The sequence below is a fragment of the Algoriphagus namhaensis genome (assembly GCF_042649705.1).
GTDB classification, from domain to species: domain Bacteria; phylum Bacteroidota; class Bacteroidia; order Cytophagales; family Cyclobacteriaceae; genus Algoriphagus; species Algoriphagus namhaensis.
In genome coordinates this window covers 1,385,613-1,408,868 of the sequence record NZ_JBHRZS010000007.1, presented here as the reverse complement: position 1 = coordinate 1,408,868, position 23,256 = coordinate 1,385,613, and the positions used below count along the sequence as shown (strand labels likewise).

The 23,256-nt window shown below is 42.0% G+C and carries 21 protein-coding genes; 12 read left to right on the top strand and 9 right to left on the bottom strand.

All coding sequences use genetic code 11. The features are described 5' to 3' along the window. Positions 1 to 3 precede the first annotated feature (3 nt). Positions 4 to 2,382: a S9 family peptidase gene (locus tag ACFOSV_RS14490; protein ID WP_377906743.1), complete on the bottom strand. Its 2,379-nt coding sequence runs from the start codon at positions 2,380 to 2,382 to the stop codon at positions 4 to 6. A gap of 19 nt (positions 2,383 to 2,401) precedes the next feature. After that, positions 2,402 to 2,797, bottom strand: a complete 396-nt coding sequence (locus ACFOSV_RS14485) for an Hpt domain-containing protein (RefSeq protein ID WP_377906742.1) — start codon at positions 2,795 to 2,797, stop codon at positions 2,402 to 2,404. Between the two features lie 19 nt (positions 2,798 to 2,816). Here ACFOSV_RS14485 and ACFOSV_RS14480 point away from each other — a divergent pair, with 19 nt between their 5' ends. The 3 genes from ACFOSV_RS14480 to ACFOSV_RS14470 all read left to right on the top strand — a co-directional run bounded on the left by ACFOSV_RS14480 (position 2,817) and on the right by ACFOSV_RS14470 (position 4,696). Then, entirely contained in the window at positions 2,817 to 3,410 is a 594-nt protein-coding gene (locus ACFOSV_RS14480; RefSeq protein ID WP_377906741.1) for a rhomboid family intramembrane serine protease, read from the top strand. A 177-nt stretch (positions 3,411 to 3,587) separates the two neighbouring features. Continuing rightward, positions 3,588 to 4,043, top strand: a complete 456-nt coding sequence (locus tag ACFOSV_RS14475) for a DUF2452 domain-containing protein (protein ID WP_377906740.1) — start codon at positions 3,588 to 3,590, stop codon at positions 4,041 to 4,043. A gap of 8 nt (positions 4,044 to 4,051) precedes the next feature. Beyond that, positions 4,052 to 4,696, top strand: coding sequence for a DUF7255 family protein (locus ACFOSV_RS14470; RefSeq protein ID WP_377906739.1), 645 nt, complete (start codon positions 4,052 to 4,054; stop codon positions 4,694 to 4,696). A 64-nt stretch (positions 4,697 to 4,760) separates the two neighbouring features. Here ACFOSV_RS14470 and ACFOSV_RS14465 read toward each other — a convergent pair whose 3' ends face one another. Next, positions 4,761 to 5,378, bottom strand: a complete 618-nt coding sequence (locus ACFOSV_RS14465) for a deoxynucleoside kinase (protein ID WP_377906738.1) — start codon at positions 5,376 to 5,378, stop codon at positions 4,761 to 4,763. 4 nt (positions 5,379 to 5,382) lie between these two features. Continuing rightward, positions 5,383 to 6,273, bottom strand: a complete 891-nt coding sequence (locus ACFOSV_RS14460) for a 3-hydroxyacyl-CoA dehydrogenase family protein (RefSeq protein WP_377906737.1) — start codon at positions 6,271 to 6,273, stop codon at positions 5,383 to 5,385. 164 nt (positions 6,274 to 6,437) lie between these two features. On the opposite strand from ACFOSV_RS14460, the gene ACFOSV_RS14455 reads away from it, so the two are divergent. Genes ACFOSV_RS14455 through ACFOSV_RS14445 form a run of 3 tightly spaced genes read left to right on the top strand, consistent with a single transcriptional unit; the run spans position 6,438 to position 8,753 of the window. Continuing rightward, positions 6,438 to 7,274, top strand: a complete 837-nt coding sequence (locus ACFOSV_RS14455) for a CvfB family protein (protein ID WP_377906736.1) — start codon at positions 6,438 to 6,440, stop codon at positions 7,272 to 7,274. 11 nt (positions 7,275 to 7,285) lie between these two features. Beyond that, positions 7,286 to 7,774, top strand: coding sequence for a YkgJ family cysteine cluster protein (locus ACFOSV_RS14450; RefSeq protein ID WP_377906735.1), 489 nt, complete (start codon positions 7,286 to 7,288; stop codon positions 7,772 to 7,774). Between the two features lie 46 nt (positions 7,775 to 7,820). Next, positions 7,821 to 8,753 (top strand): ROK family protein, encoded by a 933-nt coding sequence (locus tag ACFOSV_RS14445; RefSeq protein ID WP_377906733.1) that lies wholly within the window; start codon positions 7,821 to 7,823, stop codon positions 8,751 to 8,753. Here the strand turns inward: ACFOSV_RS14445 and ACFOSV_RS14440 are convergent. Continuing rightward, positions 8,734 to 9,117 carry a hypothetical protein gene (locus ACFOSV_RS14440; protein ID WP_377906732.1) on the bottom strand — a complete coding sequence of 128 codons (384 nt, stop codon included), beginning with the start codon at positions 9,115 to 9,117 and terminating at the stop codon, positions 8,734 to 8,736. The two genes, ACFOSV_RS14445 and ACFOSV_RS14440, sit on opposite strands and share 20 nt — an antisense overlap. Before the next feature lies 1 nt (position 9,118). Then, positions 9,119 to 10,351 carry a sterol desaturase family protein gene (locus ACFOSV_RS14435; protein WP_377906731.1) on the bottom strand — a complete coding sequence of 411 codons (1,233 nt, stop codon included), beginning with the start codon at positions 10,349 to 10,351 and terminating at the stop codon, positions 9,119 to 9,121. Positions 10,352 to 10,468: 117 nt separating this feature from the next. On the opposite strand from ACFOSV_RS14435, the gene ACFOSV_RS14430 reads away from it, so the two are divergent. From ACFOSV_RS14430 to ACFOSV_RS14410, 5 genes are all read left to right on the top strand, one after another. Further along, positions 10,469 to 10,951, top strand: a complete 483-nt coding sequence (locus ACFOSV_RS14430; RefSeq protein ID WP_377906730.1) for a DNA topoisomerase IV — start codon at positions 10,469 to 10,471, stop codon at positions 10,949 to 10,951. A 16-nt stretch (positions 10,952 to 10,967) separates the two neighbouring features. Further along, positions 10,968 to 12,869 carry a DNA topoisomerase IV subunit B gene (locus ACFOSV_RS14425; RefSeq protein WP_377906729.1) on the top strand — a complete coding sequence of 634 codons (1,902 nt, stop codon included), beginning with the start codon at positions 10,968 to 10,970 and terminating at the stop codon, positions 12,867 to 12,869. A 48-nt stretch (positions 12,870 to 12,917) separates the two neighbouring features. Further along, complete coding sequence (locus ACFOSV_RS14420; RefSeq protein WP_377906728.1) at positions 12,918 to 15,674, top strand: DNA gyrase/topoisomerase IV subunit A; 2,757 nt, start codon at positions 12,918 to 12,920, stop codon at positions 15,672 to 15,674. 95 nt (positions 15,675 to 15,769) lie between these two features. Further along, positions 15,770 to 16,390, top strand: a complete 621-nt coding sequence (locus tag ACFOSV_RS14415) for a TrmH family RNA methyltransferase (protein WP_377906727.1) — start codon at positions 15,770 to 15,772, stop codon at positions 16,388 to 16,390. 175 nt (positions 16,391 to 16,565) lie between these two features. Further along, a complete protein-coding gene (locus tag ACFOSV_RS14410; RefSeq protein WP_377906726.1) occupies positions 16,566 to 18,122 on the top strand; it encodes a hypothetical protein in 1,557 nt (518 codons plus the stop codon). A 351-nt stretch (positions 18,123 to 18,473) separates the two neighbouring features. On the opposite strand, the gene ACFOSV_RS14405 is transcribed toward ACFOSV_RS14410, so the two are convergent. Continuing rightward, a complete protein-coding gene (locus ACFOSV_RS14405) occupies positions 18,474 to 18,911 on the bottom strand; it encodes a peptidylprolyl isomerase (RefSeq protein ID WP_377906725.1) in 438 nt (145 codons plus the stop codon). 116 nt (positions 18,912 to 19,027) lie between these two features. Further along, positions 19,028 to 20,629, bottom strand: a complete 1,602-nt coding sequence (pckA, locus tag ACFOSV_RS14400) for a phosphoenolpyruvate carboxykinase (ATP) (protein ID WP_377906724.1) — start codon at positions 20,627 to 20,629, stop codon at positions 19,028 to 19,030. Positions 20,630 to 20,947: 318 nt separating this feature from the next. On the opposite strand from pckA, the gene ACFOSV_RS14395 reads away from it, so the two are divergent. Further along, entirely contained in the window at positions 20,948 to 22,471 is a 1,524-nt protein-coding gene (locus ACFOSV_RS14395; RefSeq protein ID WP_377907314.1) for a peptide MFS transporter, read from the top strand. A gap of 33 nt (positions 22,472 to 22,504) precedes the next feature. On the opposite strand, the gene ACFOSV_RS14390 is transcribed toward ACFOSV_RS14395, so the two are convergent. Then, a complete protein-coding gene (locus ACFOSV_RS14390) occupies positions 22,505 to 23,200 on the bottom strand; it encodes a TetR/AcrR family transcriptional regulator (protein WP_377906723.1) in 696 nt (231 codons plus the stop codon). Positions 23,201 to 23,256 lie beyond the last annotated feature (56 nt).

Genomic DNA, 23,256 nt, shown 5'->3' with positions numbered 1-23,256 from the left:
GTCTTAGTCGAGAAGGGTGTTATTGAATAGCTTTAAGATTCGCTTATACTCATCAGTCCAAGAAGAAGGCTCTACAAAACCGTGATCTTCCCCAGGATAAACTGCCATTTCCCAGTTATCTTTTTCTAGTTCGATCAATCGCTGGGAAAGTCTCACTACATCCTGAAAATGAACATTAACGTCAACCATACCATGTGCGATCAAAAGATGATTTTTCAAGCCTTCGGCAAAATAAATAGGAGAGGAACGACGATAGGCAATTGGGTCCTCTTCGGGTGTATTCAAAATATTGGCAGTGTAACCGTGATTGTAATGTGCCCAATCCGTAACCGAACGAAGAGCAGCGCCTGCTTTAAATACATCAGGCTCAGTAAATAGTGCCATTAAGGTGATAAACCCTCCATAGCTTCCACCATAAATTCCCAGTCTGTCTTTATCGATACCCTGCTGCTCCACCAAGAATTTTGCTCCATCAATCTGATCCGAAAGGTCCTTGCCGCCCATGTGTCGATATATTCCTGTTCGCCAATCTCTTCCATACCCGGCACTTGCTCGGTAATCGATATCTAGAACAGTGTATCCCAAATCGGTTAGAAGATTATGAAACATATATTCTCGGAAGTAGCTACTCCACCATTTGTGTGCATTTTGAAGATATCCGGCCCCATGGACGAAGATTACGGCGGCCCCATTTTTCTTGGCTGGATCAGGTGTGTAGAGTCTCGCAGGTACCATGGCACCATCTCGAGCTTCAAATCTTACAATCTCTGGGTCTCGCCAATTGTAGGACTTAAATTCCTCACTTTGACCGCTGGTCAGCTTTATAACTTCGCTATTTTTCTTGTTTAGGTCCTTCAAATACAGCTCTGGAGGTGTATTGCTGTAAGAATGAAGAATGACCATTTTGGATTCGTCTGGGGACAAATACGCTTGGTTTTCACCAGTCATGTTGGTTAATTTTTCCATTTTCCCGCCCATCACTGGCATTCGGTAAAAATGTCTCTCTCCGGGATCTACTTCAGAAGTAGTCAGATACCAGCTCTTTTTATCCTTGGATAGGAATGGATCAAAGACCTCGAATTCACCGCTAGTTAGTGCAGTCTTTTTGCCGTTGTTTACATTCAGCAAATAGAGATGTGAATAGCCGCTTTCTTCTGATTGAAAGTAGATGTGCTCGCTGTCGGGAAGCCAACCAAATTCACCTGCGGAAAATGTCCAGCCAATCCCAGGGCCTGAGATCCAAGCTTCATCACGCTGCCGATCTAGCGTTTTTAAATCTCCATTTTCGAAATTCACCTGTGCGATCCAGCGATCCTTATTGTCAAGCGAGCGAACCACCACCACAGCACTTTTGCCGTCAGGCGAAAAGTAGGGACCAGAAAGATAAACATCACGATCTTTTACTTCCCATTCTTTGTCAGGGTAATCTTTCACATAATCTGGCAAATCTTGGATCCCTTCAAGGGTAGAGGTGTTGAGGTAAAAAACCGTATCGTTAGCTAAATCATAAAAGCCTATTTCTATCTCCGAAGGCTCCGTACCTACTTTAGACCTAGCTCGAAGATCTTTGGTATACCCTGATGCATCCAAATAGTCAGGGACTGCTGTTGGAGGATTGCTAGTACGTTTGAACACACTAAACGTAGCAAATCTAGCATCAGGCGATAAGGTTAAGTTGGAAAGGTTTTTTCCGGCAGTATAAAAGGCATATTCCTCTTCTTCATGCATCTCTTTGATGGATTCTCGATATACCTTGCTGAGACTGTCTTTTTTAGCTCTTTCTTGTAGTATTTGGATAAGGGCTAAATTTTCGCTTTCCACAAATCCTTTAGTTGTACCGCTGGATGAGCTGGAAGAAGATTCGGATTGTTTCGACCCCGATTTGATGTTGGTGACTTTGCTAGCCTTTCCAGTATTTCGGTCAAAGACATAAATATTATCTGAAGAGCTAAAGGCGATTTTACTTTCATCAAAAAGAAAATAAGGGTTACTCATGGCATCTGGCCATTCCAAAAGTATTTCTACATCTCCTGTTTTGACTGTTTCGAGCATCAACTTATTTTGTTCTCGATAAATTCGACTCTTTTTGTCCTGAGAATATTCTCCGCTTTTACCACGTGAGTCCTTGGCCTCATTCCATTGCACCTTCTGGATTTGATCGATTTGGTTCAGCTCAATTTTGTAAAGTGAGTCAGCAGGGTCTCCAGCAAGGTTATATCGAAAATATATGCTTTTACCATCCTCAGACCAATAGGGAGAGGAGGGGAAAGTACCCATCCAGGATGGATCACGCATAATGTATTCAACGCTGAGCGTGCTTTGCTGGGCAAAAGAAATGCTAGTGACTGCCAGTGCTAGGACTGCTAGTAAAATTTTTCTCATGAAGTGGATTTTTTGAAGATTAGAGGCTCTCGATGAAAGTATTCAATTCTTGACGAATGGTTTTTACATGGTCCTGAAGTAGCTCATTCGTCGGGGCTGAAGCCTGCAGATTCTCTTCTATTTTATGAATTAATTCCAGTGTTTTTTCTGCGCCTATGTAGCTCAAGGAAGGCTTGGCTTTATGAACTCGCTTTTTTACAGTCGCGAAATCTTCTTTTTTATAAAATTCGGGCAGCTCTTCAAGTTCCACCAAGTTAATGCTTAGGACTAGGCCTAGAAGCTCTCTGATCAATTCGGGGTTGTCCTTACCGAGATAATTGTAAATCGTGGCTTCATCGATGTATTTATACATATAAAATGAGGTGATATCAGCGTTTTTTTTGGATTTGAATCTAAAATTATAAACATTTTTCATATCCGATAATTTCTATGGTATGAGATTGTTCGATTGGTGTCGTCTTAAGATGAGTTTATCTGTGCCGGTGAGGATAGCTATCCTTATGCTTTTGATTTTTCTGGTTCAGGAAAGCTTCAATTTAGACTTTGGGATCCTAGGAATTCTTCCTCGAAAAATCTACGGTGTCTTTGGCATTATTCTCACGCCATTTATTCATGGCAATTGGATGCATTTACTATCCAATCTCTCTCCATTCTTGGTATTAAGTATCGTACTTTACTATTTCTATGATCGGATTGCGGGGTGGGTTTTGGTATATGGGATGCTCTGGACAAATATCCTCGTATGGCTTGCAGGGCGCCCATATTTACACATTGGAAGTAGTGGTCTCGTTTATATGTTGGCCTTTTTTCTGATGGGATTTGGCTTTTTCCGTTGGAAGAAAATAGACCTACTCGTTTCAGCGATTATAGTGACAATTTATGGGAGTTTAGTGTTTGGTGTGGTGCCATCTGTTGGCAGGGTTTCTTGGGAAAGCCATCTACTCGGAGCCGGAGTTGGGATAGTGTTAGCATTTTACCTCAGCAGGAAAACCCATGTAAGTTCCTACTCATTGAAAAGCATTTCTTAATTTTACCCCTCTAGAGGTTATTAAATTCATGCAAACGAAAAAGAAAATATTCTTGATATTCTTCATCATCTTCATGTTGATCATGTTTTGGATAGGATATGATATTTCTAAACGAACCACCTTTCCTGGTTCGAAACCCCAGCTTAAGGAAAGAATAACCACAGATCAAGAATAGTGATGGAAAAGAATCGAATAGACGTAGACCGACTTGATCTGGAAAAGATGAAGGAAAAAACCACCGAAAATCCGGGGACTTTACCTTTTGCGCATCATTCGGGAAGTGCTCTGATTAAGCCAGAGGATAAGGGTAAAATTACCGGGAGGGCGGTGGCAGCCATGCATTCGCAGACAGACATGCAAATGTCTCAGATTTACCAGCAAATGCAGCTATTGGCCGATCAGGCTAAGAAAATACAGGCAAGAGTGGAGATTTCGGAGCGGATTTATCAAGCTTCTATTTCTTTTGAACCCTTGATTAACCATACTTATTTTTTGTATCAAAAAGAGGACGGGACAGACTTCATGAGTATGATTTCTCCAGAGGAATGGGGACGAAAAAAGAATTTTTCAGACTTTATCGCAGAAGTGAAGTTACTCGCAGATCATACCTGGGAGATTCTTCGTGAGTCCTAATAAGAGCCATGGATAATTTAATCATTCGGCAGCTTGATTCGATTTTGAAAGAGGGGGAGCTGGAGTATGAAAAAGATTTTCATCTTGAGGTCAATCATCAATTTCTTGATTCTAAATCCAAAGAATGGCTAGGGGAATCCTTTGAAGAGCTTGGAGGAAAAGAAGACTTTCCTCTGCTCAATAAGCTCAAATTTGATTTTAAGATCAATCGTTTTTTGATTAAATATGACGATGAGTCTCACTTTAATCGATATAGATTAATTTCCTTAAGATCAGAGGTCTATGATCAATTTAATTTTGAATTTTTGCAAGGATATAAACGACTTTGCAGAACATATGAAAAAGACTGTCTCAAGGTAGGGATGCAGCAAAGGATCTGGTTTGGACCAACTCTCGCTCAATCACTTTTTGGTGAAGGAAGTGAACCTGGTGATTTCTACGGGGTAGGTGCATCAGGTTGGAGATTAACTGCCTTCAACGATTTGCAAATGGACTTGCAATCCAGATTACATGGATTCAAGCTTTTGCGAATTTCTCCTTATGAGACTTTGATGACTGGAGGTAGCCTTCGAAGGATTGATCAATTGCTGATTAATCCTAACGAGGAGACTCGCGGAATGATTCTGAAGTGGCTAATGAGAAAACTGGCTTAAAGATTAAAAGCAAAAAAAAACGAGTAGCTAAATTTTAGCTACTCGTTTTTTTATGAAAGTTGGATTAAGCAAAAAGCCCAAACATCTCACGCTCAATTTTACTCACAATCGCAGCAAAATCGTCTGGGTTGGCCACAAAATCAATCTGATTCACATCAATGATTAATAATTTGCCTTCCCTATAGCCTCCTATCCACTCTTCGTAGTGTTCGTTCAAGTGCTTCAGGTAATCGATCCGCATGGTGGTTTCATAGCTCCTGCCTCGCTTTTCGATTTGACCGACTAGCTTTGGAATATCTGCTTTTAGATAAATTAAAAGATCAGGAGCCTTTACATGTGGTAGCATGGAATGAAAAAGGCTGAGATAGCTTTCGTAATCACGCTGACTGAGATACCCGCTTTTATAGAGGTTGGCAGCGAAAATGTACGCATCCTCGTAGATTGTACGATCCTGGATAGTGGGAGACGTTTTGGCCTGAATGGTCTTCAGCTGATTAAACCGAGAATTCAGGAAATAGACTTGCAAATGGAAAGCCCATCTAGGCATGTCTGCATAGAAATCGGCCAGATAGGGGTTATTTTCAACTGACTCAAATTCAATATCCCAGCCGTAATGCTTTCCTAGTTTTTCTGCGAGGGTGGTTTTACCCGACCCAATATTCCCAGCTACTGCGATGTGCATATGTTTATTTGGTAAATCGTGAGGATACGACAAGGTCCTTGCTTCCCGGAGTGTATTCGTAGAAACCTTTTCCTGTCTTAACACCCCTGTGACCTGCTTCCACCATATTTACGAGTAAAGGGCATGGAGCATATTTTGGATTACCAAAGCCATCGTGAAGTACACGAAGGATGGACAAACAAACATCCAGTCCAATAAAATCCGCCAATTGAAGCGGACCCATAGGGTGCGCCATTCCTAATTTCATCACAGTATCAATTTCATGAACTCCTGCCACACCTTCGTAAAGGGTATAAATCGCCTCATTGATCATTGGCATCAGAATTCTATTGGCAACAAACCCTGGATAATCATTGACTTCTACCGGTACTTTCTGAAGCTTTTTTGAAAGATCCATGATGATGTCTGTGGTTTCATCCGAAGTGGAGAATCCACGAATCACTTCGATCAATTTCATCACAGGAACAGGATTCATAAAATGCATCCCGATTACTTTTTCCTCTCGCTTCGTAGCAGAGGCAATTTTGGTAATCGATATTGAAGATGTGTTGGAAGCTAGAATAGCGGTGGATGGAGCCAACTCATCGATTTGCCTGAAAAGATCCAATTTGATCTCCATGTTTTCTGTGGCGGCTTCTACGACCAAATCAGCATTTTTGACACCTTCTGCAAGGGAAGTAAATGGAATGATTCTACTCAGAGCTGCATCTTTATCGGCTTGGGTGAGTACTTCTTTAGCAACTTGTCGATCCATATTCTTGGAGATTTTCGCCAGAGCTTTGTCCAAGTAATCTTGTTTGATGTCGATTAAAGATACTTCATATCCAAACTGAGCGAACACGTGTGCGATGCCATTGCCCATGGTTCCAGAGCCGATTACAGAGATGTTTTTCATAAGTAGATGGGAATCAGAGATTCGTTAATTTTTTGGGTTTATTAAATCAAATGATGGAACAAAGCTAAGTCGCCATGCTTCCTATTCCAATTTTTAACACCCTTAAAACGGGCAATGTTTCACCGATTTTCTTTGGTGCGAAGATTATTGTCTAACTTTGACTTATGGAAGAATTAGGTCTGATTACCGCCTTGCCAATCCGCAGATTCACGGATTTTGGAGCTTACTTAGGACTGCACTCTGGTGAAGAAGTTCTTTTACCCCAGGGGTATCTCACTGGAAATGAAGTGGAAGGCGATATGGTTGAGGTCTTTGTGTACACAGATAGCGAAGATCGACCAGTCGCAGTGACCCAGCACCCCAAGGTTTTACTAGATGAGTTCGCCGTTTTGGAAGTTAAGGAGACGACGAGTTTTGGGGCATTTTTAGATTGGGGTCTTCCAAAAGACCTTTTTGTTCCCAATTCTGAAATGGGAAAACCCATGGAAGTGGGGCAGAAGCACCTGATCAGAGTATGCGTGGATCATAAAACTACGCGATTGATTGGCGTGAGCAAATATGCCGGATTTATCGGTCCTGCGCCGGTAGAGTTTATGACAGGACTTCCGCTCACCGGATTGATTTTTGATCTAACAGATCTGGGCTATAAGGTTTTGGTAGAAAGCCAATTTGAGGGTTTGCTTTATGCCAATGAGGTATTTGAGCCCATAGAAATTGGTGAAAAAAGGACCGTTTATCTGAAAAAAAGGAGAGATGATGGAAAGCTGGATTTGCAGCTATTGCCAACCGGTAGAGAAAAATATGAAGAAGGTGCCCAGAAGATTTTGGATGTCTTGGCCACTGAAAGTGTTTTGAAACTGCATGATAAATCTTCCCCAGAGGAAATCAAGGAAAAACTCGGAATGAGCAAAAAGCATTTTAAGCAAAGCATCGGACAGCTTTATAAGGCTCGTAAAATTGTTCTTCTCCCAGATGGAATCGCCTTAAATAGCTCGAATTAAAAACCATTGGAATGGATTTGAATCTTTTTGTTGAAGAAAGTAAATCAAACTACCCAGCGAATAAAAAACTGAAGGAGCGCCTGAGAAAAGTAAAGCCAAAGGTTCTGGACGCCAAATTTGAATCCCTGCACAATGAGACTTTTGCAGAGTTAGATTGTTTGGCCTGCGCAAATTGCTGCAAAACCACAAGCCCGATTTTCATCCAGACGGATATAGATCGTCTGGCTAAGGTTTTTAGGATGAAGTCTAGTGTCTTTATTGAAACTTACCTACATCGGGATGAAGATGGAGATTATGTATTAAATTCGGCTCCATGTCCTTTTCTTAAGGAGGACAATACGTGTTTGGTTTATGAAGATCGGCCGAAAGCTTGCCGAGAGTATCCTCATACCAATCGAAAGAATATGCATGGAATTCTAAATTTAACCCTACAAAATACCCTCATTTGTCCTGCTGTTTCTAAAATTTTCGAGCAGATTGGGGTAGATTATAGGAAGTGATTTAATTCTTTTGCTTTTTTGAAATCCTAAAACCCAAAGTAGAACTATGCAGAATCAGAATTCACATTTTTTGGGAGTTGACGTTGGCGGTACCCATCTTAAAATTGGATTGGTAGACAAAGAAGGTCAAATTCTCGATTTTCAAAAGGAAGATACCACTATTTATAGAGAGAATCCTGAGGGTTTTGGCCCAAAATTCATAGCTGAATTAGGGAAATATTTTGATAAATACCCAAGTGTTTCTCATGTGGGTATTGGCTTACCAGGATTGATTTCCAAGGATAGAAGTACCACACTTGAAATTCCTGCGATACCAGGGTTGAATGGGTTTAATCTTAAGCAGGGGCTCCTCGAAGCTTATCCTAACTATGATTTTTATCTAGAAAACGATGCCGCAGCTGCTGCGATTGGTGAGTTTTACTTTGGTAAAGACAATCCTGCTGAAAACTTCTTGTTTATCACCATGGGAACTGGAATCGGAAGTGCTTTGGTGCTAGACGGTCAGGTATTCAAAGGCTCCAGAGGAAATGCGCTGGAAATGGGACATATGCTTTCTAGAAACAGCGCTCGCTTGGAGACCTTGGTCGGAAGACAAGGAATTTTGAACATTATGGCCAAATTCATTTCAGATTATCCAGATTTGGCAGGAAGCCTGGCAAAAGAAACTTTGGGAACCCATCTTTTGGTGCAATCGGCCCAAGAAGGAAATCAAGTTTCGCTTAAAGTATTTGAGGAAGTCGGTAAGATTTTGGGTGAGTCGCTAGTTTCTACTATTCGAGTTCTCGACGTAACTGAAGTTTACTTCGGAGGTGGAATATCAGCAGGTTTGGAGTTTATGATGCCTAGCATGCAGGAGACGTTGGCTCAATACCTGACTCCGTATTACATCAAAGATTTACATTTGAAGAAGGCCACTTTGGAAAACAATGCAGGAACTCTTGGAGCTGCTGCACTTTGTTTTATGGGTTCAGGTCTGTAATCGTTACCTCCGAAACTTTACTTATTGCATTCATTCGAAAAAGAACCTTCAGAGGTTCTTTTTCTATTTCTACCCCATCACAACTGCTGCTAGGTTCTAGGAAATAAAAGAAAAAGCTTTGGCTTTTGTCCACCAGCTCGACACGATCAGGGCGACCCAAAGTTTTGATAATGGATTGATTGGTAGCGCCTAGAAAGCTGTTTTTGATTCGCTGGATTTCATCCAGATCCTGCATTCGCAACCCTTTACATCCATAACGATCGGCTTTCCAATTTTCAATATTGATAGATCCTGAATCCAGTTTTGAACTACAGGCAGATAGTCCCAAAATGGAAACTAGGGCAACTAGGAATAATAATCTCATATTAGAGTGAAGCGGTAGAAATTTTGGATTTGGACTGTTGATTCTTAATCAACCAGGCAAATGAAATAAGCAAATAGACGCCCAATACACTGAGCAAAAGTGGCACTGAAATCAAGGTCTCAAAGAGTAGAAATAAAACCCCGGTAAATGAAATCAGGCGTAAGACTTCTTGCGGAAAAAACCAGCTGCGCTTTTCGAAAACCCCAGAAAAACTAACAGTGGTCCAAATGATCGCTAGGCTCACTCCAATTTTGATGGTCCAATCAAAATTATTGACCTGAAACAAGAAATAACCGGTCAGTACCAAAAGCATGACATATTGGAAGAAGACGTACCAATTGAAGGTAGGGGGTACGACAGTATCAAATTTGTTGAAGTCTGGACCTGGTTCTTGAGGCGCGCGATATCCTCCTAAATATTCGGGAAGCCAACCTGGTTTATTGAACAGATATCGGATTTTATCTCCCCAGTTTGGGATCATGGCGAGTTCTTCCTTCATCGTGGCATAGTGGGATAGATTCACCCAAAAAGGATTCCAGCTATTGACTGGGGTGGTGATTCCGTAAGTTGGGGTCTCTTCTTCCTCCTGAAATGTCCCAAACCACTTGTCGAAAATGATGAAAGTCCCACCGTGGTTTTTGTCAATGTATTTTGGATTGCGACCGTGATGCACGCGATGGTGCGAAGGGGTATTCATGAATTTTTCTAAAAAGCCCATTTTCCCGATGGCCTCGGTATGAATCCAAAACTGATACAGCAAATTGATCCCAGAGGCCAAAACCAGCATCACAGGGTCAAAACCTAAAAGTGCCAAGGGAAAGTAAAAGAAAAATGTCCAGATGGTCTGTGTACTACTTTGCCGCAAGGCCACTGAGAGATTGTACTCCTCACTCGAGTGATGCACGACATGACCGCCCCAGAAGAGGTTGATCTCATGGCTTTTGCGATGCGCCCAGTAGTAGCAAAGGTCATACAAGAAAAACAGAAGCAAAAAAGTCCAAATGTTGTTTGGAATCTGCATGAAGGCCAAATTTTCATAAATCAGGGTGTAAATCCCGATAGAAAGAACCTTAATGAAAACACCAGTGACCTGGGAAATCACCCCACAATTGATATTGGTGATGGCATCATTTAAGCGATAGCCAGGATGCTTTTGAAATCGAAGCGTGATCATTTCTATGGCCATCAGAATAAAATACATCGGAATGGCGATCACTACTGGACTGAGATTCATTATTTTGGATGATTTGCGAAACTAACTGTCAAATATAATCATAAATCGAACACAGATTATGCCCTTTCTGTTTGCTCAAATCCTGTATATTAGCAGCCATAAACCCCCATCACAATCATGTACTATCGCTTCGGAAAGGTTTTCTTTTATTTCAGCGTTTTTGGATTTGTTCTCTTTCTCTTGTATTTCTATTCGGCTATGCCTGAATTGCTGAAATATCAACCTGACGGAATTCAGGACAATGGGCGAGATACCTTCTTTTATGCGATGATCGGGCTCTTCGCTGTGGTAAATATGATTGTTTTGGTTCCACCTAAAATGCTTGAAACCAAAACTCATAAAGGTCTTCACCGCATTTTTCCTGTTGGGGATAATTACCGAGATTATATTTTGGCGTGGTTTTATTCATTTGGATCGGTGATCAATTTAAGCTTGCTTATCATGGTATTCTATGTGCATGCGATCAACAATCAAAATGAAATCCAAGCCTCGAAATTCAACTTTTTCTTTTACCTGATTCCAGTTTTGCTGGCGATTTGGGTAGTAGCACTTTTTGTCCTTTTGTTTAATAAATTCAAACAAGTAAGATTAGGCTCTTAAGAGTCTCACTCGATTTATGGCAGAAAACACACAATACAACGAGGATAGTATCAAATCTCTGGATTGGCGAGAGCACATTCGTCTTCGTCCAGGGATGTATATCGGAAAACTTGGAGATGGAAGTGCCCAAGATGATGGAATCTATGTTTTGGTCAAAGAAGTCCTAGATAATTCGATTGACGAACACATGATGGGCTATGGCCGTACGATCGAAGTCAAAATTTCTGAGCATAAAGTTGAAGTGAGAGATTATGGACGGGGAATTCCGCTTGGAAAGGTGATCGATTGCGTCTCCAAAATCAATACGGGTGGTAAATACGATTCGGGTGCTTTCCAGAAGTCTGTTGGATTGAATGGGGTAGGTACCAAAGCGGTAAATGCCCTCTCTGATTTTTTCAAAGTCCAATCTTATCGAGATGGAGAGACCAAGGTGGCCGAATTTGAAAAAGGCGTGCTTGTTAATGATCAGCCCGTCACCAAGTCATCGGATAGAAACGGCACCAAAATCGTCTTTTCTCCTGACGGATCTGTCTTTAAGAATTATCACTTCATTCCAGAATATCTAGAGAATCAAATTTGGAATTATGCCTATCTGAATGCTGGTTTAACCATCAATTATAATGGCAAAAAGTACTTTTCTGATCGAGGATTATATGATTTGCTTTCAAACAAGGTAGACGAGGAAGCCTGCAGGTATCCTATTATTCACCTGAAAGGCAATGATATCGAAGTAGCCATTACGCATACCAATCAGTACGGTGAAGAATACTACTCCTTTGTGAATGGTCAATATACCACGCAAGGAGGAACTCATCTGGCGGCTTTCCGAGAAAGTTTGGTCCGAACTCTTCGGGATTTTTACAAGAAGGATTACGATGCTTCTGACATCCGTCAAAGTGTTGTTGCCGCAGTAGCTATTAGAGTACAAGAGCCAGTTTTTGAGTCTCAGACCAAAACCAAACTCGGTTCGCAATCTGTTGGTCCAGATGGTCCGACGGTCCGAACATTTATCAATGACTTTCTGAAAGTAGAACTTGATAATTATCTCCATAAAAATCCAGCGGTGGCTGATGCCATTTTGAAGCGAATTTTGCAATCTGAACGAGAGCGAAAGGAAATTTCAGGTATCAAAAAATTGGCAAATGAAAGGGCAAAGAAGGCCAATTTGCATAATAAGAAGCTACGCGATTGTCGAATTCATTACGATGACCCAAAGGCGGATGATGATTTGAAAAATGGCACGATGCTATTTATCACCGAAGGTGATTCAGCTTCTGGATCCATTACCAAGTCAAGAAATGTGCAAACGCAAGCAGTTTTTTCCCTACGGGGAAAACCCTTAAACTGCTATGGGATGACCAAAAAGGTGGTGTATGAAAACGAGGAATTTAACCTTCTTCAGCATGCACTGAATATCGAAGATGGCATTGAAGGGTTGAGATACCGAAAGATCGTAATCGCTACCGATGCGGATGTGGATGGAATGCACATTCGACTCCTGATTATGACCTATTTCTTGCAGTTTTTCCCTGACTTGGTTCGTAATGGACATCTTTTTATTTTGGACACTCCACTGTTTAGAGTGAGAAATAAAAAGGAAACTATCTATTGCTACACTGACGAAGAACGGCAGCGAGCCATTCACAAGTTAGGTTCGAAACCAGAAATCACGCGTTTTAAGGGTTTGGGAGAGATTTCTCCAGAGGAGTTTGGTGGCTTTATCGGTGAAGACATTCGTTTGGAGCCAATTATCTTGAATAAGGAGACCAAAATCGCAGATCTTTTGAAGTTTTACATGGGAAAAAACACCCCTGATAGACAAAACTTTATCATCGATAATCTGAAAATAGAAAAGGATTTGGACCTAGGCGGAGCAGCAGATAAGGACTTGCAGGAAGAAGAGACCGAAGCCGCATAATTAGTAATTACCCTTGGCCTCTAGGCCTTTTGAAAATACAAGAACTACATGAGTGAGGAGAATAGCCCACTGGGCAATCAAGACGAAAACCTACAAACTTCCAATCCAGTTTCTGGAATGTACAAGGACTGGTTTTTGGATTATGCATCCTATGTGATTCTGGAACGTGCAGTCCCAGCCATCGAAGACGGTCTCAAGCCTGTACAGCGAAGGATTCTGCATGCCATGAAAGAAATGGACGATGGGCGATTTAATAAAGTCGCTAATATCATCGGCCAGTCCATGCAATATCACCCACATGGTGATGCGTCAATTGGCGATGCGATCGTAAACCTCGGACAGAAAGATCTACTTATCGAGACGCAGGGTAACTGGGGAGATATCCGCACCGGAGATAGCGCTGCGGCGGCGAGATATATTGAGGCTCGATTGTCTAAGTTTGCTCTAGATGTGGTTTTCAATCCTCAGACCACAAAGTGGCAGCTTTCTTATGACGGTCGAAAAAGAGAACCGATCACGCTTCCAGTAAAATTCCCGTTACTTCTCGCTCAGGGTGTAGAAGGAATTGCAGTAGGTTTATCAACCAAAATCCTACCCCATAACTTCATAGAATTGATCGAGGCATCGATCCAGATTTTAAAAGGTCGAAAGCCAAAAGTATTCCCTGATTTTGCCACAGGTGGCTTAGCTGATTTTTCCGAGTACAATGAGGGCAAAAGAGGTGGCCGGGTAAAAGTCCGAGCGAAGATAGAAGAAGTGGACTCCAAGACCTTGGCTATCAAAGAAATTCCTTACGCCACTACAACAGACTCCTTGATTGATTCAATCCTTAAGGCCAATGACAAGGGTAAAATCAAGATCAAAAAGGTGGTGGACAATACAGCCAAGGACGTAGAGATCATGATCCAATTGGCACCTGGGGTTTCACCAGATGTGACTATTGATGCCTTGTATGCTTTTACAGATTGTGAGGTTTCGATTTCTCCCAATGCATGCGTGATCGCAGATGAAAAACCAGTTTTTCTATCTGTTAATGAAATTCTAGCTTACAATACTCAACAAACCAAGGATCTGCTGAAGCAAGAGCTGGAAATTCGTCGGGCGGAATTGATGGAAAAGCTTCTTTTCTCTTCACTGGAAAAGATTTTCATCGAAAATAGAATTTATCGAGATATCGAGGAGTGTACTACTTGGGAGGCAGTTCTTGAGGCGATAGATGCAGGTCTAGAACCTTACAAACCAGATTTTTATCGCGAAATCACTAAGGATGATTTGGTCCGATTGACCGAAATACGGATAAAGCGAATCTCTAAATTCGATGCATTCAAAGCTGACGAACTGATGCGCCGGCTTCAGGAAGAACTGGATCAAGTCAATCACGATCTGAATCACCTGACTGAATATGCCATCGCTTACTATCAAAACCTGCTTTCAAAGTATGGCAAAGGCCGAGAGCGAAAGACTGAAATTCAAGCTTTCGACACCATCAATGCCAATGTCGTGGCGGCAAATAATGCAAAACTCTATGTCAATAGACAGGACGGCTTTGTAGGCTTTGGGCTGAAAAAGGATGAGTTTGTCTGTGAATGCTCTGACTTGGATGATATTATCGTGATCAGACGTGATGGAGTCTGTATGGTATCCAAAATCCAAGAAAAGAACTTCATGGGTAAGGATATTTTGTTCGTGGGTGTTTTCCGTAAGGGTGACGAACGAATGGTTTACAATTTGGTCTATTTGGACGGTGCTTCAGGCAGGTCCATGGTTAAAAGATTCCAAGTGTTGGCTGTGACTCGAGACAAAGAATACAATCTTACCAAGGGAACGAAAGGTTCTAAAGTGACCTACTTAACCGCTAATCCTAATGGGGAAGCCGAAATAGTAACTGTTACCCTAACTCAAGGCGCCAAAGCGCGAGTGAAGGTCTTTGATTTTGATTTTGCTACCATCGATATCAAGGGTCGAGGAGCAGGAGGAAATATCTTGACCAAATATCCAGTACGAAAGATCGTCCTCAAGATGGAGGGAGTTTCGACGCTTGGTGGGCTAGATATTTATTATGATCCAGTAGTGGGTCGATTAAATACAGACGAGAGGGGTGAATGGATTGGAAATTACCTGGGTGATGATCGTATTCTTACGCTTTACAAAAACGGGGATTATGAGCTTACCACTTTTGAACTCACTAATCGCTACGATGCCGCGAATATTCTGCTGATCGAAAAATTTGATCCGGAGAAAGTTATCTCTGCGATTTACTTTGATGGGGCTAGCAAAACCCACTTTGTTAAGCGTTTCCAAATTGAGACCAGTACGATCAACAAGCGATTTAATTTTATTTCAGATCATAAGTCCTCTAAACTAGAGATAGCTTCTACAGAAAAGCAGCCACAGGTGAAAGCCACTTTGTTGAAAAACAAAGAAAAAGTAGAAATGGAGTACGATTTGGATATGCTGATCGATCTGAAAGGTTGGAAGGCAATTGGCAATAAGCTGAGTAATTATCCAGTGAAAAAGCTGGAATTGATCAAGCAAAAACCTTCATCCAATACAAGTTCTCAAGGAAATGAGGATGATTCTGAGGAAGAAGAACCTACGACTAAAGCAAAGCAGGAGAAACCAGAGCCAAGCCCTTCCGAGGGTAGTAATAAGGCGAAAACAGATGAACCCAAGCCTGAAGCTAAAGAGGAGAAAGGGGATCAGAAGCCAGCGCCTGGGGCAAAGGATGAAGACATAGAAATAGGCTCCACCATTGATTTATCTCCCAAGCGCAAAGATGATGACGAACAGCTCGGCTTGTTTTGACCCAAGAAGAATCACATAGCATTTTAAATTCAAAGGCTTTTAAAGAAGCTTTCAAAAATTACCTTTCGCAGTATGTGACGGATCACAAAAAGCAGATGATCCAAAAAGTATTGGCACAACGCACACGGCAATTCACCGTGGTGTTGGAGGATATTTATAAGCCTCATAATGCCAGTGCGGTAATACGGACCTGTGATTGTTTTGGAATTCAGGATGTTCATGTGATTGAAAAAACCAGTCAATACAAGATAAATCCTTATGTGACACGTGGTGCAGCGCAGTGGGTGGATTTGCATAAGTATTATTCGCCTAACGGATCCTCAGTGGATTTGTGTTTTGACCAGTTGAAAAAGGAAGGATATCGCATCGTGGGTACCAGACCAGATGCCACTTCAAAGCGAATTCAAGATTTGGACAAAAGTCAAAAGTTGGCTCTGGTATTTGGCAATGAACATGAGGGGATTAGTAAGGAAGTTATCAGCCGATGTGATGAATTAATTCATATTCCCATGTTGGGTTTCACGGAAAGCTTCAATATTTCAGTTTCTGCGGCGATTTGCCTGTACGAACTGACACGAGAAAGCAAGGAATCCAGATCGGAATCCTATTTTTTATCTCCAGAGGAAAAGGAGGAGATCACCTATCGTTGGTTTCGGGATATTGTGAAAAATGTAGAAGCTCACGAAGCCAAATTTTTAAAAGATTTTGCAGTATAGATGTAGTTTAAGGTATAAAATGGCTGAAGCCATTCTCGGACATGAGGCATAGCTAACCTGGCCCACGGTTTAAACCGTGGGCTATTTCATTAGCATCTACCGATCCAAACCATTTCAATGGTTTTCCTACCAATTTTAACACCTGAAACCGTTATTTTAGAATCAAAAATCTCCCATGAAAAAATTCTTCCTTGGCTTGCTCGTGTTTGTTTTGCTACTGATTGCTGTCATTTTTAGCTATGGTGTATACCAATTTCGTGACCGGCATTCTGGGTATTGGGTGGATTTAAAGTTAGAAAGTTCCACCCCAGTTACTGTCAAGGCGGGTTTTGCCAAAGTGGATATTAGCCCAACCCTCACCGACACTTGGGTGGATGCGAATAAGGATTCAAGATACAATCCCGAGGACGGGGATACCTATACGGATGTCAATGGGAATGGAAAGTTTGATGGGGTTTGGCTTGCGGGATTTCATAATGGACGGGCAGCACAAGGCATTCTAGACCCGCTTTGGGCTAGAGCAATGGTGCTGGACGACGGAGAGCATCAGATCGCGCTTTGTGTGATTGATATGATTGGTTTTGGGAATGATGAAGTGATTCAGACCCGAAAAATGATTGAGGAAAGTAATTCTGAGCTTGACTATGTGATTGTAGCAAGTACCCATGTTCATTCTTCCCCGGATTTGATGGGGATGTGGGGAGCATCCGACTATGAGCGCGGAGTAGATCCGGCATATTTGGAGCTAGTGCAAAAGGGAATAGAATCAGCAGTGAATGAGGCTTTTGAAAAGCGAGAATCGGCTGTTTTTAAGTTTACACAGGAAAATGAAAAACTCAAGCCTTTGGTGGGAGATACTCGTGATCCTCAGGTTTTTGATCCAGCATTAAAACTGATGCAGGTGCTGAGTCGGGAAAGTGGGGAGACCTTAGGAACCATCATGAATTGGGGAAATCATCCCGAGACGCTTTGGCTGGAAAATACGCTCGTCACGTCAGATTTTGCAGATCCATGGAGAAATATGGTGGAGAAAGGACTTACCCTTGGCGATAGTACTGTCATTGATGGAGTGGGAGGAGTAGCGATTTTTCTCAATGGAGCCATTGGCGGGCTGATGACCACACATCCAAGTATGGAAGTGGTAGATCCCCTTACTAAGGAAGGTTTTCAAACTCAAGACCAAGATAAACTTCTGGCTCAAGGGAGGGCTTTGGCTAAAATCACCCTTGAGACCCTGGCAGATAGTAATGCCCTTTTTGTAGAGGATGCTAATCTGAATGTGCGCGCCAAAAGCCTCGAGCTACGTATGGATAATCAACTATTTCATCTCGCTGCTTTTTTGGGAATTTTTGATCGTGGATTTACGAAGTGGAAACATATTCGCTCCGAAGTCTCGGCTTGGACCATAGGTCCAGCTACTTTTGTCCATGCTCCCGGAGAATTGTATCCAGAAATCTTGCATGGAGGTGTTGATGCCCCTGAGGGAGCAGATTTTGGAATAGCTCCTATTGAAGTTCCCGCTTTGCAAAGCCAAATCCCGGGACAGGTTAAGTTTTTTGCGGGAATGTCTAATGATATGGTAGGGTATATCATCCCGAAAAGTCAGTGGGACGTTGAGGCTCCTTTCACTTACCAAAATGAAAACAGGCCCTATGGTGAGATCAATTCCTTGGGGCCTGAAACCGGTCCAACTATCTATCAAGCAATTCTCGATATTTTGAGAGAATTATAAGCATTGATTCCGCTTTTCCTTGAATTCATAATTCATTTACCAATAAGCCAAAAAGGGTACTTAAAACTAGAGAGGGGTTACTTCAGAGGTGGGTAGAAGGTACCTTAGACATGACTCGGTTCATATAAAAAGCGGCTCAGTTCGGCTAAAAGATGACTTATCTCGTGTCAGAGGCGACTGAAGTCGTATAAAAGGTGACTCAGTTCATGTCAAAGGTGATTGAAGTCGTAAAAAACATGAACACAGTGATAGTTAGAGTGGGGCGACTCGCCTAAAGGCACTGAAGCTCATCTTAGAGAGATTTTCACAGGCCTTTAGTCATAAAAAAAGCTCCAATTCAGGAGCTTTAATTTATTTTTCAGAAATCGTGATTTTTTCGATGAGATCGCCAGCGCGTATTGCGTCGATGACTTCCAGTCCTTCCACGACTTTGCCAAAGCAAGTATGGTTTCTATCTAGGTGTGCAGTATTGTCGCGGCTATGACAGATGAAGAATTGAGAGCCTCCAGTATTTCTACCGGCATGAGCCATGGAAAGTACACCACGGTCGTGATATTGATTCTCTCCTGTGAGTTCACAGTCGATTTTGTAACCTGGGCCGCCGGTGCCTGTACCATTTGGACATCCTCCCTGAATGACAAAATTTGGGATGACCCGGTGAAAGGTAAGACCATCATAAAAGCCCTTTTGTGCAAGGTCAGTAAAGTTTTTCACCGTGTTTGGAGCGTCTTTTTCATAAAACTCCACCTTCATCGTGCCTTTGGAAGTAATAAATTCTGCTGTTTTCATGCCGTTTCGCAAAAAAGTGTTTAAAAATAATTTGTGGTGCAATAATAAACCTTGATTTGGATATTACCTTACCGTCAAAAGAAAAAGGAGCGAATTGTCGCTCCTTTTATTTGGGTTTATACTCTTGGGGCACCCTGAAGGATGTCATCCGAGGCTTGGCTTTCAAATTTTTGGAAGTTCTTTACAAATGCCTCTGCCAATTTTTTGGCCTGTGCGTCGTAATCTTCTCCAATTGACCAAGTATTGCGTGGATTTAAAACATCACTTGGCACATCAGGACAAGTTTGGGGTACCTGAAAGCCAAATACCGCATGGGTTTTATATTCCACATTATCTAATTGATTTTCTAGAGCTGCGCTGATCATGGCGCGGGTGTATTTCAACTTCATTCGTGAACCTACCCCATATGGGCCGCCCGTCCATCCTGTATTGATGAGCCAAACGTTTACGTCTTGGGATTCGATTTTTTCACCAAAAAGCTTGGCATACTCAGTAGGAGGTAAGGGCAAGAAAGCCTCTCCAAAACAAGCAGAGAAAGTAAGTTTAGGTTCTGTTACGCCCATTTCAGTTCCAGCTACTTTTGCAGTGTATCCAGAGATGAAATGGTACATGGCCTGACTTTTACTTAGTTTTGAAATAGGAGGGATCACTCCAAATGCATCTGCCGTCAAGAAGAAAATATTCTTAGGAATACCTGCTACAGATGGCTCAATGGCATTATCAATATGGTGGATTGGGTACGCGGTTCGTGTATTTTCTGTTACACTTTTATTGGTGTAATCTACGATTCGTGTTCCAGGTATAAATCGGGTATTTTCCACGATCGCACCAAAGCGGATTGCATCCCAGATTTCGGGCTCATTTTCCTTCGAAAGATTGATAGCCTTTGCATAGCAGCCTCCTTCAAAATTAAAGACGGTTTCCTTGGTCCAGCCATGCTCATCGTCACCAATCAGTGCACGATCAGGATCTGCAGAAAGTGTGGTTTTGCCAGTGCCGGAAAGCCCGAAAAATATTGCGGTGTCACCCTTTTTACCCACATTTGCGGAGCAATGCATGGAAAGAATTCCCTTCTCATGAGGGAGAAGAAAGTTTAAAACGGAGAAGATCCCCTTTTTCATTTCTCCAGCATAACCGGTTCCCCCAATGATAATCATCCGGCGTGTCATATCCAGAATGGCGAAGTTTTCATTTTTTGTACCGTCAAGGGCTGGATCAGCCTTGAACTCAGGTGCGCAAAGAATGGTGAAATCCGGGTTGAAATCTTCTGATTCGCTTGCATCCGGACGCAAAAACATATTATGGCAAAATAAATTATGCCAAGCCCAAGTATTAACCACTCGAAGCTTTAATCTGTGGGCTGGGTCTGCACCAGCATAAGCATCCCTTACGAAAAGCTCCTGCTCGCTTAAATGATCCTTCATTTTGACCAAAAGACTGTCAAACTGCTCTGAATCAAAAGGAATGTTGATATCACCCCACCATACGGAATCTTTTGTTTTTTGATCCAGTACGATATAGCGGTCCTTTGGTGATCTGCCGGTGAATGTTCCGGTATCAGCCATTAAGGCGCCAGTTGAGGTGAGATGACCTTCTCCTCTTGCCAGGGATTGCTCAATCAGCTCCGCAGGAGAAAGGTTGTAATGGAGTTTTTCGCTCGTAGAAAATCTAAGGTAGTCCAAAGGCGAAATCTGGGATTCCAGAACGTCGTTCTGCATAAATATTTGGGTTTTGATCTGAAAATAGTCAGTACAAAAGTACGTAAAAGGTCTAATCCTCCTAGTAAAAAATAGGCTTTATTTTAGCGCGTAATCGATTACGGAAGAAAATCAGTAGAAAATATGTCATAGGTCAGGATTTTTATTCTGTCCTGCCAGAATCTAGAATGATTCTTCTGGAATTTGGATGGAATCCATCCAACTTTCAAAAACTTTTTGCCTTAAATCTCCAAAATCGGTTATCATTGTAAATCTTTCATTACCCAAAAATTAATTTCCTTGGAAAATCAACAGACAGTAGAATTTGATGGCCCCACCATGTTTGGTCATCCAAAGGGACTGATGACCCTTTTCTTTACCGAGATGTGGGAGCGATTTAGCTACTACGGGATGCGAGCTCTTCTCATTCTTTTTATGACCACGGCGGTCATTGATGGTGGCTTAGGTTTTGACGATAAGACCTCCGGAGCCATTTATGGACTTTACACCATGGGTGTGTATTTGCTCGCATTGCCAGGAGGCTGGCTAGCCGATCGACTTTTTGGATTAAAGCAATCAGTCTGGTACGGTGGGATAATCATCGCTTTGGGGCATTTTACCATGGCACTTCCTGGTCTACAAAATTTATTAGCAGGAGGACATGAAGCCAAAACAGCCCTCACTACTTTAGATACCAGTTCATTTTATTTAGGCCTTATTCTGATTGTTCTGGGTACAGGGCTTTTGAAGCCAAATATTAGCTCAATTGTCGGGCAGCTTTATGCGCCTGGAAGTTCGAAAAGAGATGCAGGTTTTTCCATTTTCTACATGGGGATTAACATTGGAGCATTGATTGCACCCATTGCTTGTAGCACCTTGGCGGCTTATGATTGGCATTTGGGCTTTGGATTGGCAGGATTAGGCATGGTCCTGGGTTTGATTCAGTACAAAGCCACAGGCAAATCTTTGGACGGATATGGAGAAGCACCTGTGGTGGAAACTCCTGAAGAAATAGCTAGCACCAAAAAACTAAAATCCATGGTCACTTGGATCGGGCTAATAATGGTAGCGATCGTTTCGTTTCTCTTTTTTGGTGGGATCTCTATTGATGCTTCATTTATTGCCGGAGTGTCGGGTTATGTGATCGCAGTGGTAGCTTTCGGCTACTTGGGTTATGTAATGGCATTTGGTGGTTTGGATAAATCAGATCGGAACAAAGTAGGTGTCATTACCATTCTGTTTCTGTTCTCTGCGATGTTTTGGTCAGGGTTTGAACAAGCAGGAAGTACCTTAAATCTTTTCGCTGAGCGATTTACTGATCGAACTGTATTCGGATGGGAGATTCCTACGGGCTATTTCCAGTCGATCAATTCCATGTTTATCATCATTTTTGCGCCATTTTTTGGTGCAATGTGGGTCTGGTTAGGTAGAAGAAACCTAGAGCCAAGTTCTCCCTTGAAGTTTACTTTCGGGCTTTTGCTTTTGGGGATCGGCTTTTTTGTGATGTATTTCGCTGCGAAAATTGCTGCTTCTGGAGACCTTGCGGCACCAACTTGGTTGATCCTGACTTACATGCTTCACACCTTCGGTGAATTGAGTCTTTCTCCAGTCGGGCTTTCTTTGGTTACCAAACTTGCTCCCAAATCCTATGGTGGTCAAATGATGGGTATTTGGTTCTTGTCAGTTGCACTTGGAAACTTGATCGCTGGATTGATTGCTGGTGAGGCCAGTGGTGGAACAGAAGAGGCTCTGGCACAAATGCCAGACCAGTATATGCTCATTGTTTATACTGTGATTGGATCTGCGGTATTGCTTTTCCTACTCAAACCAGTCATTCGAAAAATGATGGGCAATGTCCATTAATTCAAAAAGCCCCGATTTTTTCGGGGCTTTTTTTTAGAATAAACTTCCTTGGACAGTGATAGGCTTGCTTGCCTGGACGGTTCCTTTGAGCATATCACGCATTAGCTTTACGTAGCCATGCTCCCAACTTTCTTGATTGATTTTGATGTCTTTGTCATCCTGTGAGATGGGGCCTCTCATCTTTTCATAGCCGATGATCATACTCCAGATGGTATAGAAGGTGATTTCTGGCTGCAGTTCGGCACGAATGCTTCCGTCTTTGATACCTTGACTGATCATCATCACACCTAGTTTGGCTGGGTCATGATACATGGTCAACAGTTTTTGAAAATGTTCACTTTCCAAAATCAAAGGACTGATACCTTCGCGAGTATTTGGATCATTATATTTTTTCATCAGATCCATAAAACTGATGATCGAGTCATAATAGACTTGATTCTTCGCTGCAAATGCATTCACTTGCACAAAAAGTTCACAGATTAAGTCCAGCCCTGATTTGCCCTTGATGCGTTTTACTTCTTTAAATACCTCCTTAAATTCATCAAAGGCACGCTTGGTCAAAGCCAGAAAAAGATCCTCTTTATTCTTGAAATAGAAATAAGTCAAGCCCTTGCTGATACCTGCCTGCTTAGCTACATCCTCCATGCGTGTTGCTTGGAAGCCCTTTGTGGTGAATAGCGCAGTGGCGGCATCAAGAATGATCTTTTCCTTATTTTTCTCGGATGGCATAAAGTGAAATAAATTAAAGGATTTAAAAATATTAAACCTTGGTCAAAATAGCTAAG